The organism is Roseateles terrae, assembly GCF_014192155.1.
Lineage (GTDB): Bacteria > Pseudomonadota > Gammaproteobacteria > Burkholderiales > Burkholderiaceae_C > Roseateles > Roseateles terrae.
Window position 1 is genome coordinate 1278861 of sequence record NZ_JACHXO010000001.1, and the last position, 16610, is coordinate 1295470.

The following is a 16610-nucleotide window of genomic DNA, read 5'->3' on the forward strand; positions in this document are numbered from 1 at the left end:
TTCCCCGATGCGACATTCCTGAATGAAAGCTGAACACCAGCTGAATGGAGGGAGGACGACGGTGATGAGGGGCGCCAAGCCCCGAAACACGGGGCGCCCCGCATTGATGCGCACGCCGCCCCAGGAGGGGGAAATCGACGCGCGTACCGCCCGAAAACCATAGTGGTAAGCACCAATATAGTTTCATTAAAGGAAAATTAAAGTGCGCCCCGCATGCAAGAAAGATAAACGTCTGCTTAACGACACGCACCCGGAGGGTCGTTTCGCAGCCTCACACGGAGACTCAACCATGATTCGCATCGCTCACGCGTACAAGCAAATTCCCCTGGCCGTCGGTCTGCTGATGGCCGCTGGCGCCTCCCAGGCACTGGACTGGACCGGCTACTTCCGCGCCGGCCCCGGCCTGACTTCCAATGGCACTTCCCGTTCGTGCTACGCGCTGAACGGTGGCACCCAGGGCATGAAGTACCGCCTGGGCAACGAGTGCGATTTCTACGGTGAATTCCAGCTGGCTCAAGGCTTCAAGAAGGACGGCGTGGAATACAAGGTCACGCTGATGACCGACTACTACGACGGCTCCACCGACCGCACCAAGGGTGACTGGGACGTGGCCCAGATGTTTGCCGAAGCCAAGGGCTTCGACATCGCTCCGGAAGCCACTTTCTGGATCGGCAAGGAACGCGGCCGCCGCGGTGACGTGCACATCGTGGACACCTACTTCACCGAAATGGTGGGCGTGGGCGCCGGCGCCAAGGGCTTCACCGGCCTGGGCCCGGGCAAGCTGGGCGTGGCCTACTACAAGACCGACAAGGATTCCAACGAGCGCCCCGGCCACCGTGGCAACGTGGAATACGTCGATGCAGCCGTCAATGACGGCGGCAAGCTGAGCGTCTTCGGCACGGTCACCAAGGGCCAGTTCGCCGGCGGCACCAATGGCTGGGGTCTGACCTTCAAGCACGAACAGGAAAACATGTTCGGCACCGGTCTGAACAACGTCGTGTGGCTGCAATACGCCCAGGGCTCGACCGGTCTGAACTCCAACTTCGGCAACCTGACCGACACCTCGGCCGCCAAGAAGTACCGCATCGTGGAATCGGTGAACTGGCAGCAAGGCGCCTGGGGCGGCATGGCCATGGTGCTGTATGCGCATGAGAAGGACAACCAGGGCGTGGCCACGAAGTCGGGCTCCGTCGGTGGTCGCGTCTCCTACGCAGTCACCCGCAACTTCAAGCTGCTGACCGAAGCTGGCGTTTCCCAGTACAAGCCGGATGGTGGCCAGACCGCCCGCTTGACCAAGCTGACGTTCGCCCCCACGCTGTCGGTCGGCCCCGCGCTGATGGACCGTCCCGAGTTCCGTCTGTACGTGACCCACGCCAAGTGGAACCGCGCGGCCGGCAACGTGACGAACAACGTGAACTTCGAAGACAAGACCTCGGGCACCAGCGTCGGCGCCCAGGTCGAAATGTGGTTCTGATCAGCCTGATACGGACGACACAAGGCTGATCGCGCCCCGTCGCTGTCATCCCTGGCTGTAGACAAACCTTCCTCTCACAAGGAGACAAAGCAAATGATGAAGCTCAAGCAACTCGCAAAGGCTACGGCCCTGGTCGCCGTCCTGGCGGGTGCCGGTGCGGCCCACGCCGGTGAAGTCGAGGTGCTGCACTGGTGGACCAGCGGCGGCGAGGCCAAGGCGGCTTCCGCCCTGAAGGCCCAGCTGCAGAAGCAGGGTCACACCTGGAAGGACTTCGCCGTGGCCGGCGGCGGCGGTGACTCCGCCATGACCGTGCTGAAGTCGCGCGTGGTGTCGGGCAATGCCCCGGCCGCCGCTCAGATCAAGGGCCCCTCCCTGCAGGAATGGGCCGCTGAAGGCGTGCTGACCAACATCGACAGCGTGGCGGCAGCCGGCAAGTGGGATGAAGTGATCCCGCCGGTGGTGGCCAACATCATGAAGTACAAGGGCCACTACATTGCCGCACCGGTGAACGTCCACCGCGTGAACTGGCTGTGGATCAACCCTGAAGCGCTGAAGAAGGCCAATGCCAAGGTGCCCACCACCTGGGACGAGTTCTTCACCACCGCTGAAGCGCTGAAGAAGGCCGGCATCATTCCGGTCGCCCACGGCGGCCAGAACTGGCAGGACTTCACCACGTTCGAAGCCGTGGCCATTGGCCTGGGCGGCGTGGACTTCTACAAGAAGGCCCTGGTCCAGCTGGATCCGGCGACGCTGCAAGGTGCCGAGATGGAGAAGGTGCTGACCACCTTCAAGCGCATCAAGGACTACACCGACAAGAACGCGCCGGGCCGCGACTGGAACCTTGCCACCGCCATGGTGATCAAGGGCGAAGCCGGCATGCAGCTGATGGGCGACTGGGCCAAGGGCGAGTTCATGGCCGCGGGCAAGACCCCGGGCAAGGACTTCCTCTGCACCGCCGCTCCCGGCTCGGCCAAGGCCTACACCTTCAACATTGACTCGTTCGCGATGTTCAAGCTGAAGAACACGGCCAACGAAAAGGCGCAGCAGGACCTGGCCGCGGCGATCATGTCGCCGGAATTCCAGGAACTGTTCAACCTGAACAAGGGCTCGATCCCGGTCCGTACCGGCATGAAGATGGACAAGTTCGACGATTGCGCCAAGCAGTCGGCTGCTGACTTTGCCGCTGATGCCAAGTCCGGCACCCTGGTGCCCTCCATCGCCCATGGCATGGCCGTCCCGGCCGCTGCCGAAGGCGCGATGAAGGACGTCGTGAGCCAGTTCTGGAACAGCGACAAGATGACGGCCAAGGAGGCTCAGAGCCGCCTGGTGTCCGCTGCGAAGACCAAGTAAGCCGCACCAGGGGCGGCTCCGTGAGGAGTCGCCCCTTTTTCATCGGCCTCTTGCCCTGCGGGGCCGGCTTCCTGACGGAACGCCTGGCCCTTTCCCGCCCCTCTTGCAGTACCCGCCGCCCAGCATGTCCGCCTCAAGAGCCCCGCGCAGTCCCTGGCTTCCCAAGCTGGTGGTGGCGCCCACCTTCCTTCTCTCCTTCCTCTTCATTTATGGGCTGATGGCCTGGAACGGCTATTTGTCGCTGTCCGCGTCGCGGCTGCTGCCCAATTACGAATTCGTCGGTCTGGACCAATACCGCGCACTGTTCGACAACGAGCGGTGGTGGGTGGCCCTGACCAACCTGGGTGTGTTTGGTGTGCTGTTCATCGGCGGCACCACCCTCCTGGGTCTGCTGCTGGCCATCCTGCTGGATCAGAAGATCCGCGCCGAGGGTGTGCTGCGCACCATCTACCTCTACCCCATGGCGCTGTCGTTCATCGTGACCGGCACCGCCTGGAAGTGGATCCTCAACCCGGGCCTGGGCATCGAGCATCTGGTGCAGTCGTGGGGCTTTGAGAGTTTCCGCTTCGACTGGCTGGTGGACCCCGACCATGCGCTGTATTGCGTGGTGATCGCCGGCATCTGGCAGTCCTCCGGTTTTGTCATGGCCCTCTTCCTGGCCGGCCTTCGCGGCATTGACGACTCCATCATCAAGGCCGCCCAGGTGGACGGCGCGTCGCTGAGCCGCATCTACTGGCGCATCCTGATCCCGACGCTGCGTCCGGTGTTCTTCTCCACCCTCATGGTGGTGGCCCACATCGCGATCAAGAGCTTCGACCTGGTGATCGCGCTGACGGCCGGCGGCCCCGGTTACGCCACCGACCTGCCCGCGACCTTCATGTACACGATGGCGTTCTCCCGCGGCCAGATCGGCCTGGGTGCTGCCAGCGCCACCATCATGCTGGCCACCGTGGCGGCGATCGTGGTGCCCTATCTCTATTCCGAGCTGCGTTCGAAGTCATGAGCGCCGTGATGAGACCCGAGATGACCTCTACCCCCTCCCCCGTGGTGGCCGCCCGCCGGCCCAGCGGCCTGTCGTGGCAGCGTGTGCTGCTGCTGCTGGTGCTGGTGGCCTTCGCCGCCTTCTTCCTGACCCCGCTGTATGTGATGGTCAGCACCTCGCTCAAGACCATGGACGAAGTGCGCAACGGCACGCTGCTGTCCATTCCGATGAGCCCGAGCCTGGAAGCCTGGTCCAAGGCCTGGAGCAGTGCCTGCACCGGGACCGACTGCGGCGGCCTGAAGCCCTTCTTCATGAACTCGGTGTTCATGGTGGTGCCGGCAGTGCTGATCTCCACCGCGCTGGGCGCCCTCAACGGCTACGTGCTGACGAAGTGGCGTTTCCGCGGCAGCGAGGTGATGTTTGCCTTCCTGCTGTTCGGCGTGTTCATGCCGATGCAGGTGGTGCTGCTGCCGATGAGCCAGGTGCTGGGCATGCTGGGCATCGCCAGTTCGGTGTGGGGGCTGATCCTGGTGCACGTGCTGGCCGGCATGCCGTCCACCACGCTGTTCTTCCGCAACTACTACGCCGGCCTGCCGGATGAGCTGATCAAGGCCGCGACGCTGGATGGCGCTTCGTTCTGGCAGATCTTCATCCGCATCGTGTTGCCGCTGTCCACGCCCATCCTGGTCGTGACGCTGATCTGGCAGTTCACCTCCATCTGGAACGACTTCCTGTATGGCGTCGTCTTCTCGGGTGCGGACAGCAAGCCGATCACCGTCGGCCTGAACAACCTCGCCAACACCACCAGCACCGTCAAGGAATACAACGTGGACATGGCGGCGGCGCTCATCGCCGCCCTGCCGACCCTGGTGGTCTACGTCATTGCTGGCAAGTATTTCGTGCGCGGCCTCACCGCCGGCGCTGTGAAAGGATAAAAAATGGGTGCACTCACCATTTCCCAGGTCCGCAAGAGCTACGGTGCGGCCAACATTCTCAAGGGCATCGATCTCTCCATCGATGCCGGCGAATTCCTGATCCTGGTTGGCCCCTCGGGCTGCGGCAAGTCCACGCTGCTGGCGATGATCGCCGGTCTGGAACATCCGACCTCCGGCAGCATCCACATCGGTGACCGCGATGTGACCTATCTGCCCAGCAAGGACCGGGACATCGCGATGGTGTTCCAGAGCTATGCGCTCTACCCCAACATGAACGTGGCGCAGAACATCGCCTTCGGTCTGGAGATGCGCAAGGTGCCCAAGGCCCAGCGCGAAGAGACGCTGCAGCGCGTGGCCAAGATGCTGCAGATCGACCATCTGCTGGACCGCAAGCCGGGACAGCTCTCCGGCGGCCAGCGTCAGCGTGTGGCGATGGGCCGTGCCCTGGCGCGCGATCCCAAGCTGTTCCTGTTCGACGAACCGCTGTCCAACCTGGACGCCAAGCTGCGCATCGAGATGCGGGCCGAGATCAAGCTGCTGCATCAGCGCACCCGCACCACCACCGTCTACGTGACCCACGACCAGGTGGAAGCGATGACGCTGGGCGACCGGATCGCCGTGATGCGTGATGGCCTGGTGCAGCAGTTCGGCACCCCGGAAGAGATCTACACCCGTCCGGCCAACCGCTTCGTGGCCGAGTTCATCGGCTCGCCGACGATGAATTTCGTCACCGCCGAGCGTCAGCAGCAGGGGCTGCGGGCCCAGGGCGTGGCACTGCCGGTCAGCGCCCAGCAGCAGGCGACCATCGACGCCGCCATCCAGGGCAATGGCGGCTGCCTGTACGGGCTGCGCCCCGAGCACATCCGTCTGGCGGAGGACGGCGTCCCTGGCAAACTGGTCATGATCGAGCCGACGGGTCCGGAGACCTATCTGCTGGTGGATACTCCGCTTGGGCAGATCACGTCACGCGTCGCCGGCAATCCCCATCTGAACGTGGGAGATACGGTACGACTCCAATGGGCGGCAGAATCGGCCCACCTGTTCGATGCCGGCAGCGAAAAGCGGCTGGCCTGACCTGACCCGATTCTTCTTCACATGAGTGCGATGCTTGTTCCCCCGCCCCAGGGCACCCCGGCTCAGGGCCGACTGCTGGCCGATGTCGGCGGCACCAATGCGCGTTTTGCCTGGCAGGCCCAGCCGCAGGCGGCGCTGACGGACGTCCGGACCTATGCCTGCGCCGACTACCCCAGTCTGCAGGCGGCCATCGAGACCTATCTGAAGGACACCGGCCGCCATACGGCGGGCCTGGGTCCGGTGCAGGGAGCCATCGGCATCGCCAACCCGATCGTCGGGGATCAGGTGCACATGACCAATCACCACTGGTCCTTCTCCATCGAGGCGCTGCGTCAGGCCGTCGGGCTGGAGAAGCTGGTGGTGATCAACGACTTCACCGCGCTGGCCCTGGCGCTGCCGACACTGGCGGCGGAAGAAAAGCGTCAGATCCGCGCCGGCGTGCCGGATGCCAATGGCGCGCTGGCCCTGATCGGTCCGGGCACTGGCCTGGGGGTGTCGGGTCTGGTGCCGGTGGGCGATGGCAGCTACCGGGCGCTGCAGGGCGAAGGCGGCCATGTGACGCTGGCCGCGGTGACCCCGCGTGAGCAGGCCGTGGTTGCGGCGCTGCAAAAGCGCTTCGGTCATGCCTCGGCGGAGCGTGCGGTGTCGGGCCTGGGCCTGGTGTGGATGTATGAGGCGCTGTGCGAGCTGGACGGTGTGACGGTGCCGGCCGGGCTGGACGCGCCCACCATCAGCGCTCGCGCGCTGGACCGCAGCGATGCGCGTGCCGATGAGACGCTGGAGTTGATGTTCGCCTTCCTGGGTTCGGTGGCGGGCAATCTGGCCCTGACACTGGGCGCCCGGGGCGGGGTGTATCTGGGTGGCGGCGTGCTGCCGCGCGTCATCGACCGGCTAGAGGCCTCGGCCTTCCATGAACGCTTCGTGAGCAAGGGCCGCTTCAAGGCCTACATGGAATCAGTGCCGGTCTACCTGATCCAGGCCAAGGAATCGCCGGCGCTGCGCGGGGTGGCCGAGGCGCTTCGCTGAGCGGGTCTGACGTCTGAAATGAAGAAGCCGCCTGAGGGCGGCTTTTTTTCGTTTGTCGATGCCGCGACCTTCTCCAGGACGGTTGTCATGCGTTTCGCTTTTTTCACTTTTTTCTCTTTGGTGTTAGACTTTTTCGACACCAAGGAGAGACCATGCCTCGCGCCCAGATCAAGACCGTTTCGGCCGCCCCCGCGGACCGCTACCCCTCCCTCTCCCGCGACCCTGTGGACTCGCTGGCGGAACAGGTGGGCAGGTTTGTTGCTGCAGAGGTGGAGCAGTTCCGCCTCCCGCCCTTGAAGGGAGGAAATGCGAGAAGTACCCGGGCCGAGGCAGCAGGTGACATGCAGCGCCTGGAAGCAGACATCGCGCGCTTGATCAGTAAGGCGATCCACAGCTCGCTGTGTTCTCAAACAGCTGAAGGCAAGGCCATGCGCATGGGTCTGATCGCCAAGCTTGCAAAAGCCGAACTCGGATCTGTTGCGTCGGCCGCGCCCCCTCAGCCACCTGCCACTGATGCCTTGCTCACCACGGCGCAGGCCGCCGAGCGGCTGGAGGTGAGCCGGCCCTACATCTCCATGCTCTGCGATCAGGGGAAGCTGGGGGATGTGGTCATGACCGAAGGGGGGCACCGCCGCATTCGCTCTTCGGCCGTTCATTCCTATCTGGCCGCCAGGACACAGCAGCATGAAGGATCGCCATCGCCACGCGAAGCGGCTGAGGCAGCGGGTCTTTATGAATTCCCGGACGGACATTTCAAGAACGTCGTCCGCGACACATCCGCCCCTATCCTTGCGCCACGCGCAAAGACATCCCGCAAGACTCGCCCATGACGTTGCACGACACCCTTGTGGTGCTGGATACCTGTGTGCTGCTCAGGTTGCGGCTGGCGGACGTATTGATGGACCTTCGGGCCGAAAAAGTTTTTGCCGCCCATTGGACGCCGGAGATCGATCAAGAGTTCCTGCGAACATGGCACCGCGGAACCGGCAGCTACAGCCAGGGCCTTGCTGCGCACCGTGGAGGAGTTGAAACATCCTCCATACTCACTGACTGAACTCCTCGCTCTGCTGAAAAAGGCAGGCGCTCAGAGCCTGACCGCTCGCGTCACAAGGATCTTGGGCGTGGCTGGACCTCAACAGTCGCGCCATTGAGGAAGCTTTGTATGATGCTGCGCGGTCGGTGTTGACGCTCGCCGATCAATGCGGCCGATACGACATCAACCCGTCTTCCTGCCCCCGGGGCGGCCGCCCTCCCCGCACGCGCAGCCACACCGTCTGCGCCACCAGGACGACCGCCAGTGCCAGCGCAATCCACGCGGAGGTCTGAGCGCCCGGCAATTCGCCACGGCTTTGCTTCACATAGACGCCCACCAGCCCCCAGACCGCCGAAAACACATACCCCAGGGCCTGCCAGCCGGTCATCGGCTGATGCAACCGGGCAATCGCCACCAAGAGGAGCAGCGCCGCCAGCGCCCAAAGCACCAGCGTCCACGGCAGTTGGTCCACGGTCGGCAGCAGTTGCTGGGCCACGATGACCTGCGCGGTGTTGAGAAATGCCGCCATCGACAGCCAGCCCGCATGCAGGCCCAGGGGCAGCAGCGTCAGCCAGGCGGCAGCGCCCTGGGGTCTGGCATGGGCCACCAGCATCAGCGCCCACAGCAGACAGGCCAGCGCCCCCCACATGATCCCCAGTGCCACCCAGAACCACTGCTGGGCGAAGACCACCATCCAGCTGGCCGTCAGCGCAAAACCCACGGTCGTCAGCAACAGGCAGCGGTGGCGGATGGCCGCCAGCGCCGGATTCGCCGGCTCCCGGCCGCGCAGCGTCCAGAGCGCCATCAGCAGATCCAGCAGAAAGATCACGCCCCAGATGGAGAACGCATAACCGTCCGCCACGATCAGGGTCGGGTACTGGTCCGACAACGTCTTGTTGTCCGGGCCGAAGGTTCCCTGCTGGGAGAACCAGGCGATGACCGGCATGGCCAGCGCGGAAAGGGTCAGCAGAATGGGCAGCATGGGCAGGTCTCCGTGGAGGGACAGCGTACACCGGACGAAAGGCAAGCGCCGTGCCTTCGCGCTGACTGAAGCTCGGGGGCGATCCCTGCATTCATCCGATGACCGCGCGCTCGCTCGCCGGGCCCGCGCGAGGTCCGAGCGAGAACCGCCCCTCTGCTGCGCACTTTTTGCCAAACACTGATCATCCATACAGCCTATGATGGGGGCCTCATGATGTCCCCCGCCCTGCCAGACACGGCGCCTGCACGCGACGCCCCCGATGCATTCGGTCCATTCGATGCATCCGGCGCATCCGGCGCATCCGGCGCATCCAGTGCATCCATTGCCGCCCTCGCGACCGCCGACGTTCACCCGCCTCCGCCGGGCACCGTCGCCCAAGCCGCTGACGGCAGCGTGTTTGATGAGTTGAACGGCGATCAGCGTGCCGCCGTCGAACACGGTCTGCAGGACGACCCTGCGCAGGACCGGGCCTTGCTCGTGATCGCCGGGGCCGGCTCAGGTAAAACCAAGACGCTGGCCACCCGTGTGGCGCGGCTGGTCATGGCCGGGGCGGACCCGCAGCGCATCCTGCTGCTGACCTTCTCCCGACGGGCCGCCGCAGAAATGGAACGGCGGGCGGGCCAGGTGCTTCACCGGGCGCTCGGCCTGCGGGCCACCCAGATGGCACCCCGGTTCCCCTGGGCGGGCACCTTTCACAGCGTCGGTGCCCGGCTCCTGCGGGAGTACGCGCATCGCATCAGCCTGGATCCGCAGTTCACCATCCTGGACCGGGCGGATGCCGAAGACCTGATGGGCTTGCAGCGGCAGGCCCTGGGCCTGGCGGAAACCGCCGACCGCTTCCCGCTCAAATCCACCTGCCTGAACATCTACTCCCGCGCGGTCAACAGCGAAGCCCGGCTGGATCAGGTCCTGCAGGAACACTTCCCGTGGTGCTTCCCGGCGCACGATTCACTGCGGCAGCTCTTCCGAACCTACGTCCTGGAGAAGCAGCGCCAGCGCCTGCTCGACTATGACGACCTGCTGCTGTACTGGGCCGAGATCATGGCCGAGCCGACACTGGCGCGAGAGATCGGCGACCGGTTCGACCACGTGCTGGTGGACGAATACCAGGACACCAACCGGCTGCAGGCGACGCTCCTGCATCGCCTCAAGCCCGATGGGCGGCGCCTGACGGTGGTGGGGGACGACGCCCAGGCCATCTATTCCTTCCGCGCCGCGGAAGTGCGCAACATTCTTGAGTTCCCGTCCCGTTTTGATCCGCCCGCGCGGGTCATCACGCTGGAGCGGAACTACCGCTCGACGCAGCCGATTCTGGAAGCCTCCAACGCCGTGATTGCGCAGGCCAGGGAGCGCTATGCCAAGCAGCTCTGGTCCGACAAGGCGTCCAGTGAGCGGCCGCAACTGGTGACGGTGGATGACGAAGCCCGTCAGGCCCGTTGGGTGGCGGACCGGGTGCTGGAGCGACGTGAGCAAGGCCTCAAGCTGAAGCGGCAGGCGGTGCTGTTCCGGACGACCACCCACAGTGCGCAGCTGGAGCTGGAACTCATCCGGCGCAACATCCCTTTCGTGAAGTTTGGCGGGCTGAAGTTTCTGGAGAGCACCCATGTCAAGGATGCGCTGAGCGTGTTGCGGTGGGCGCAGAATCCGCATCATCGCCTTGCGTGCTTTCGGGTGTCGCAGTTGCTGCCAGGCTTTGGGCCCGCCAGTGCCCGGCGTCTGGTTGACGCAGTGGACGGCGCTGCCGACATGGCCACGGCCCTGCGTGGCTTCGAGCCGCCGCGTGGCGCTGCGGCCGACTGGGCGGCATTGTGCGAATTGATGCTGACGCTGCGGGAAGAATCCGAATGGCCGCTGGATCTGGAGCGCACGATGGAATGGCTGACGCCGCATCTGCATCGTCTGCATGAAGATGCGGCCATTCGATTGGCCGACCTGGAACAGCTGGCCCGCATTGCGCAGGGGTACGGCAGCCGCGAGCGTTTCCTGACCGAATTGACGCTGGATCCGCCGGAGGCGAGCAGTGACGAATCGGGTGTTCCCCTCAAGGATGAGGACTATCTGATCCTGTCCACCATCCATTCCGCCAAGGGGCAGGAATGGAGCGCGGTGTATCTGCTGAACTGCGTGGACGGCTGCATGCCGTCGGACTTGAGCACCGGTGCTCAGGCGCAGATCGAGGAAGAACGTCGGCTGCTCTACGTGGCCATGACACGGGCGCAGCATCACCTCTCGGTGATGGTGCCGCAGCGTTTTTACGTCACGCAGCAGGCCCGCCACGGCGACCGCCATCTTTACGCCAGCGTGTCTCGCTTCATCCCCGGCAAGGTCGCACGCCACTTCGACAAGATGGGCCCGGCCAACGAGCTGCGCGCGCCGCTGCCGGAGCTGGTGAAGCCAGCGATGGATGTGGCGGCACGCCTGAAGAAGTGGTGAGCGGGAGCTCTGCCATCGGTGAGGACCGTGTCAGCACCCATGCATCTCCGCGGCAGTCTCACGACACCAGCATGGCCGGCCCGATCAGGCCACGTTCCATCGCGATGCTCGCTGCTTCGGTGCGCGTCTCCGCGTCGAGCTTGCTCAAGATCGCCTTCATGTGCGCCTTGACCGTGCCCGCGGAGATGTCCAGCGCCAGCGCCACGCCCTTGTTGCTCTTGCCGCGCGCCACCAGGCCGAGCACCTGCTGCTCGCGATCCGTCAGCGTGGACCGCGCCATGCTCGCCGCAATCCGCTGCGCTGCCATTGCGCTCAGGTATCGCGAGCCGCGGGCCAGCTGACGCACGCCCGACACCAGGTCCTGCACCTCGCAGCCCAGCTCCAGATACCCCTCCACGCCGGCCTCCAGCGCTGAACGCACTTCCTGCTCCCGGTCGTTGGCCGTCACCACCAGCACTTTCGGTGCGCTGGCATGCCGCTCGCGGCCAGTGGCGCGGCTGGCCACCAGGTTCAGCGCCCGCTCATAGTCCGCCACCACGATGTGCGGCCCGGGCGCTGCTCGCCCATCCGCTTCCACCACATCGATGTCCACCTGCTGTGACAGCACCGTGCTCAGACCGATCGCCACCAGGGGATCGACATAGGCCACGCTGACCTGAATACGTTGGGTCGGCCAATTCATCATGGTGTTCGCTCCTTCACAAATCTCACAGGCCGCATGTTCGCGTTCGCTGGTCGTTCCGGCGAGTGATGAGTTGTGAAGCCTTGTGCACCCCGGCGGTAGACCCCCCCTCCCCAAATGGGGAAGCCCCGACCTGCTGGCGCGATCGAGTGGCCCCCAACCCTCCCATCTTGGAGATCTCGCCAGGGGACCTGCGGCGCAGACTTCAGCCCGAGGTCGGACAGCAGGTCCGGCCGGTTGCTGATAGTTTCACGAAAGGACATCTCATGGCCATCACCGCTACCCCGACCCCCGGCACCGGACTCGTCTCGCCCAAGGACCACACCCTGATCCTGATCGACTTCCAGTCGCAGATGTCGTTCGCCACCAAGTCGATCGATGCGATCGAACTGCGCAACAACGCCGCCCTGATCTCGAATGCAGCCGCCGGTTTCAAGGTGCCCACCATCCTGACCACCGTCGCCGAGAAGAGCTTCTCGGGCCCGATGTATGAAGAAATCACGTCGGCTTTCCCGGGCCAGGAATTGATCGACCGGACCTCGATGAACACCTGGGAAGACGCCAACGTCATCAAGGTGGTGAACGCCATCGGCCGCGAGCGCATCGTGCTGGCCGGACTGTGGACGTCGGTCTGCATCGTGGGGCCGGCCATCTCGGCGCTGGAGCAGGGCTTCGAGGTGTACGTGATCACCGATGCCTGCGGCGATGTGTCGACCGAAGCGCATGAGCGCGCGGTGGAGCGCATGGTGCAGGCCGGTGCACGTCCGATGACGGCCCTGCAGTACATGCTGGAACTGCAGCGCGACTGGGCACGCGCCGAGACGTATGACATGACGACTGGCATCGCCAAGAAGTTCGGCGGCGCCTATGGCCTTGGCATCACCTACGCCAAGACCATGTTCAACGCGCATGAAGGGTAACCCCCCCTACCGACTTCGTCGGCCCCCCCAGGGGGGCGAGCCCGGTGGCCCGGCAGAGCCGGTTCCACGGGCTCCGCTTGATCGGCCCGAGAGACGCTGGGCGTCTCCGGGCGAGCGGTGACGAGGGCGGTGAGCCTGGCATCGCCCCGCGCTGCCAGGCGTGTGGCGCTGCCGGGCCTGAAAGGTTGCTGAGTGTGCGGAGAGGTGTGCGCTGTGTCTGGTGTGTGGTTGGTGGAGCTGTGATGAAACCTTATCTTGTGTCGTTGGCCGTAGGCCTGCTCGTCGGCGTGATCTACGCCCTGTTCAATGTGCGCTCGCCAGCGCCGCCAGTGATCGCACTCGTCGGACTGCTGGGCATCCTTCTGGGGGAGCAGGTGCCCCCACTGGTCAAGAAGCTGGTACAGCGCGACGATGCCACTCAGGTCTCCTGGCTCCAGCATCAGGTCAAGCCCCATATGTTCGGACAGCTGCCCGGGTGCGCCGAGAAGGCCACGCCGCCCGCCGCGCTTGCCACGTCCGCTTCCCTTTCCACTCCGGTCGCCAAGGCGGCCGACGCCGCTTCGGAGATCCGTCATGGCTGATTCCTCCTCCGTCTATGCTGACCTGATCCTGCATCGCGGGCTGTTCACCACCCTCAATCGCGCCCAACCGACCGCCCAGGCCGTCGCCATCAAGGACGGTCGCTTCCTCAAGGTCGGCCACGACCAGGAAGTGATGGCCCTCCAGGGCCCCCGCACGAAGGTGATCGACATGCGCGGCAAACGCGTGCTGCCCGGCCTCATCGACAACCACCTGCACATCATTCGCGGTGGCCTGAACTTCAACATGGAACTGCGCTGGGACGGCGTGCGCTCCCTCGCCGACGCCATGGCCATGCTCAAGCGGCAGGTCGATGTGACCCCCGCGCCGCAGTGGGTGCGCGTCGTCGGCGGCTTCACCGAACATCAGTTCGCCGAAAAGCGCCTGCCCACCCTGGAAGAACTCAATGCGGTGGCGCCCGACACCCCCGTGTTCATCCTGCATCTGTACGACCGCGCCCTGCTCAATGCCGCCGCCCTGCGCGCCGTCGGCTACACCAAGGACACCCCCGAGCCCCCCGGCGGTCAAATCACCCGCGACAGCCAAGGCAACCCCACCGGCCTGCTGCTCGCCAAGCCCAATGCGGCCATCCTCTACGCGACGCTGGCCAAGGGCCCCAAGCTGCCGCTGGAGTACCAGCTCAACAGCACCCGGCTGTTCATGCGTGAACTCAACCGCCTGGGCGTCACCGGCGCGATCGATGCCGGCGGCGGCTTCCAGAACTATCCGGACGACTATGCGGTGATCGAGCAGCTGGCCAAGGAGCAACTGCTGACCATCCGCCTGGCCTACAACCTGTTCACCCAGAAACCCAAGCAGGAGAAGGACGACTTCCTCCGCTGGACCCAGGAATCCAGGTACAAGCAGGGCGACGACTATTTCCGCCACAACGGCGCCGGCGAAATGCTGGTGTTCTCCGCCGCGGACTTCGAAGACTTCCGCGTCGAACGTCCCGACATGCCCCCGCAAATGGAAGACGACCTCGAAGGCGTCGTCCGCATCCTGGCCGAGAACCGCTGGCCCTGGCGCATGCACGCCACCTACGACGAAACCATCAGCCGCGCGCTGGATGTGTTCGAGAAGGTCAACCAGGACATCCCGCTGGAAGGCCTGAACTGGTTCTTCGACCACGCAGAGACCATCTCCGAAGCGTCGATGGACCGCATCGCCGCCCTCGGCGGCGGCGTGGCCGTGCAACATCGCATGGCCTACCAGGGCGAATACTTCGTGGAACGCTACGGCGCCGGCGCTGCCGAAGCCACCCCGCCAGTCAAGAAGATGCTGGACAAGGGCCTGAAGGTCTCCGCGGGCACCGACGCCACCCGCGTCGCGTCCTACAACCCGTGGGTGTCGCTGTCGTGGCTGATCACCGGCAAGACGGTGGGCGGTCTGCAACTGACCCCGCAGCGCAACTGCCTGGACCGGGAACAAGCCCTGCGCATGTGGACCGAGAACGTCACCTGGTTCAGCAATGAGGAAGGCAAGAAAGGCCGCATCCAGGAAGGCATGCTGGCCGACCTGGTGGTGCCCGACCGCGACTTCTTCGCCTGCCCGGAAAGCGACATCGCCGACACCACCGCCCTGCTGACCGTCGTCGGCGGCAAGGTGGTCTGGGGCGCGGGCGAGTTCAGCGCCGATGACGAGACCTCTCCCCCGCTGCCGCTGCCGGATTGGTCGCCGGTGCGCCGGTTCGGCGGGTATGCGGGCTGGGGCGACCAGGAAGGTCGTCCGCTGCAGGCCGCGATGAAGCGCAACCTCAGCTGCGACTGCGCCACCAACTGTGGCGTCCACCAGCACGACCACGCGCGCGCCTGGGCCAGCAATGCGCCGGTCTCGGATCTCAAAAGCTTCTGGGGCGCCCTGGGCTGCGCCTGCTGGGCCGTATGAGCGCCGCCTACCCCGGGTCCGCGTCGGCACCCCAAGGTCGGCGCCTCTCCACCGGCGGGCCGGTGCGCTGGGTGGCGTTGCTGCTGCTGTGCGCCGCGTATCTGCAAGGCGGGCTGGTCAAGCTGCTCGACTTCGGCGGCGCCGTTGGCGAGATGCAGCACTTCGGGCTGGCGCCGGCGCCGCTGTTCGCCATCGCCGTGATCGTGCTGGAACTGGGTGCCTCGGCGCTCATCCTGACGGGTCGACTGCGGTGGCTGGGCGCGCTGGCCCTGGCCGTTTTCACCGCTTCGGCCACCTTCATGGCCAACCGCTACTGGGACGCCACAGGCCAGGACCGCTTCATGCTGATGAACAGCTTCTTCGAGCATTGGGGACTGGTGGGCGGCTTCCTGTTGGTGGCCTGGACGGACTGGCAGGAGCGGCGCGGGTAGTCGTCCCGCGCCATCATCACTTTGCAGCGCTTCAATCTGTGTCTTCCCCGGCCGGACGGGCAGCCGGGCGTCATCGATGCCTATCTGTCGCTGGCCCGGAACCCCGACGCCCCCGGCGTGGTCGTGTTGCATGAGATGCTGGGCGTGAACACGGACATGCAGCGGATCTGCGACCGGCTGGCCGCGCAAGGCTTCCATGCCCTCTGCCCGGATCTTTATTGGCGACAAAGGCCGCGGGCGCTGTTCTCCGAACATGACCCCGACCAGCGCGAAGCGGCGTTCGCGCTGGGGCGCTCTTTCGATGCCGACCTCGGCACCAACGACCTGCAGCACATCATGGACTGGCTGCGGCAGATGGAAGGCGGCCCCCGCAAGGTGGGCTGCGTCGGCTACTGCCTGGGTGGGCTGCTCAGTTACCGGGTGGCCGCCTGCTGCCGTTCGGACGCGGCGGTGGTGTATTACGGCGTCGGCATCGAGCGGTATCTGGATGAGGCCCATACGCTCGCCTGTCCGCTGCTGGTGCATCTCGCAGCCCAGGATGACTTCATCCCGGGTCCCACGCAGGCAGCCATGACGGACTGGCTGACTGCCGTCTCCGGCACGCTGCTGCTGACCTATCCAGACACCCGCCACGGCTTTGCCCGGCGCGGCGGTCAGCACTTCGACGCGGCGGCCGCCCTCTTGGCCGACGAGCGCAGCCGGCGCTTCCTGACCCGGCACCTGCATGCGGGCGGTGCAGGCACCACCGCTTCCGCAGGCACCCCCGCCCTCGCCGGGTGATTGCCGGTGCCGGTGGCAGACCCACCGGCTTCTGGTTACATT

At 65.3% G+C, this 16610-nt stretch carries 17 protein-coding genes; 15 read left to right on the forward strand and 2 right to left on the reverse strand.

Going from position 1 to position 16610, the window contains the following annotated elements; translation table 11 throughout:
• The first annotated feature begins 289 nt into the window (after window positions 1-289).
• The 9 genes from FHS28_RS05370 (at window position 290) to FHS28_RS24820 (ending at window position 7992) form a co-directional block, all read left to right on the forward strand.
• Window positions 290-1474, forward strand: a complete 1185-nt coding sequence (locus FHS28_RS05370) for a maltoporin (RefSeq protein ID WP_088448740.1) — start codon at window positions 290-292, stop codon at window positions 1472-1474.
• 93 nt (window positions 1475-1567) lie between these two features.
• Entirely contained in the window at window positions 1568-2824 is a 1257-nt protein-coding gene (locus FHS28_RS05375; RefSeq protein WP_088448739.1) for an ABC transporter substrate-binding protein, read from the forward strand.
• Window positions 2825-2948: 124 nt separating this feature from the next.
• Window positions 2949-3827: a carbohydrate ABC transporter permease gene (locus FHS28_RS05380; protein ID WP_088448738.1), complete on the forward strand. Its 879-nt coding sequence runs from the start codon at window positions 2949-2951 to the stop codon at window positions 3825-3827.
• Between the two features lie 20 nt (window positions 3828-3847).
• Window positions 3848-4741, forward strand: coding sequence for a carbohydrate ABC transporter permease (locus FHS28_RS05385; protein WP_088448737.1), 894 nt, complete (start codon window positions 3848-3850; stop codon window positions 4739-4741).
• Between the two features lie 3 nt (window positions 4742-4744).
• Window positions 4745-5815: an ABC transporter ATP-binding protein gene (locus FHS28_RS05390; protein ID WP_088448736.1), complete on the forward strand. Its 1071-nt coding sequence runs from the start codon at window positions 4745-4747 to the stop codon at window positions 5813-5815.
• A gap of 21 nt (window positions 5816-5836) precedes the next feature.
• Entirely contained in the window at window positions 5837-6841 is a 1005-nt protein-coding gene (locus tag FHS28_RS05395) for a glucokinase (RefSeq protein WP_246409503.1), read from the forward strand.
• A 152-nt stretch (window positions 6842-6993) separates the two neighbouring features.
• Window positions 6994-7671, forward strand: coding sequence for an excisionase family DNA-binding protein (locus tag FHS28_RS05400; protein WP_088448734.1), 678 nt, complete (start codon window positions 6994-6996; stop codon window positions 7669-7671).
• Entirely contained in the window at window positions 7668-7895 is a 228-nt protein-coding gene (locus FHS28_RS05405) for a hypothetical protein (RefSeq protein ID WP_088448733.1), read from the forward strand. Before FHS28_RS05400 ends, FHS28_RS05405 begins: the two co-directional genes overlap by 4 nt.
• Entirely contained in the window at window positions 7858-7992 is a 135-nt protein-coding gene (locus FHS28_RS24820; RefSeq protein WP_510647761.1) for a hypothetical protein, read from the forward strand. The genes FHS28_RS05405 and FHS28_RS24820 overlap by 38 nt, the downstream gene beginning before the upstream one ends.
• 45 nt (window positions 7993-8037) lie before the next feature.
• On the opposite strand, the gene FHS28_RS05410 is transcribed toward FHS28_RS24820, so the two are convergent.
• On the reverse strand, window positions 8038-8856 hold the full coding sequence (locus tag FHS28_RS05410; protein WP_221193711.1) for a TspO-related membrane protein: 819 nt from the start codon (window positions 8854-8856) through the stop codon (window positions 8038-8040).
• A gap of 210 nt (window positions 8857-9066) precedes the next feature.
• On the opposite strand from FHS28_RS05410, the gene FHS28_RS05415 reads away from it, so the two are divergent.
• Window positions 9067-11289 carry an ATP-dependent helicase gene (locus FHS28_RS05415; RefSeq protein WP_246409505.1) on the forward strand — a complete coding sequence of 741 codons (2223 nt, stop codon included), beginning with the start codon at window positions 9067-9069 and terminating at the stop codon, window positions 11287-11289.
• A gap of 58 nt (window positions 11290-11347) precedes the next feature.
• Here the strand turns inward: FHS28_RS05415 and FHS28_RS05420 are convergent, their stop codons facing one another.
• Complete coding sequence (locus FHS28_RS05420; RefSeq protein WP_088448732.1) at window positions 11348-11974, reverse strand: response regulator transcription factor; 627 nt, start codon at window positions 11972-11974, stop codon at window positions 11348-11350.
• Window positions 11975-12237: 263 nt separating this feature from the next.
• On the opposite strand from FHS28_RS05420, the gene FHS28_RS05425 reads away from it, so the two are divergent.
• The 5 genes from FHS28_RS05425 to FHS28_RS05445 all read left to right on the forward strand — a co-directional run bounded on the left by FHS28_RS05425 (window position 12238) and on the right by FHS28_RS05445 (window position 16568).
• The gene (locus FHS28_RS05425; RefSeq protein ID WP_088448731.1) at window positions 12238-12891 is read left to right on the forward strand and encodes a hydrolase; all 654 of its coding nucleotides are present in this window, start codon (window positions 12238-12240) and stop codon (window positions 12889-12891) included.
• A gap of 242 nt (window positions 12892-13133) precedes the next feature.
• A complete protein-coding gene (locus FHS28_RS05430) occupies window positions 13134-13472 on the forward strand; it encodes a XapX domain-containing protein (RefSeq protein WP_088448730.1) in 339 nt (112 codons plus the stop codon).
• Window positions 13465-15357, forward strand: a complete 1893-nt coding sequence (locus FHS28_RS05435; protein WP_088448729.1) for an amidohydrolase — start codon at window positions 13465-13467, stop codon at window positions 15355-15357. The genes FHS28_RS05430 and FHS28_RS05435 overlap by 8 nt, the downstream gene beginning before the upstream one ends.
• The gene (locus tag FHS28_RS05440; RefSeq protein ID WP_088448728.1) at window positions 15354-15788 is read left to right on the forward strand and encodes a DoxX family protein; all 435 of its coding nucleotides are present in this window, start codon (window positions 15354-15356) and stop codon (window positions 15786-15788) included. Before FHS28_RS05435 ends, FHS28_RS05440 begins: the two co-directional genes overlap by 4 nt.
• Window positions 15789-15809: 21 nt before the next feature.
• Window positions 15810-16568, forward strand: coding sequence for a dienelactone hydrolase family protein (locus tag FHS28_RS05445; RefSeq protein ID WP_184294190.1), 759 nt, complete (start codon window positions 15810-15812; stop codon window positions 16566-16568).
• Window positions 16569-16610 lie beyond the last annotated feature (42 nt).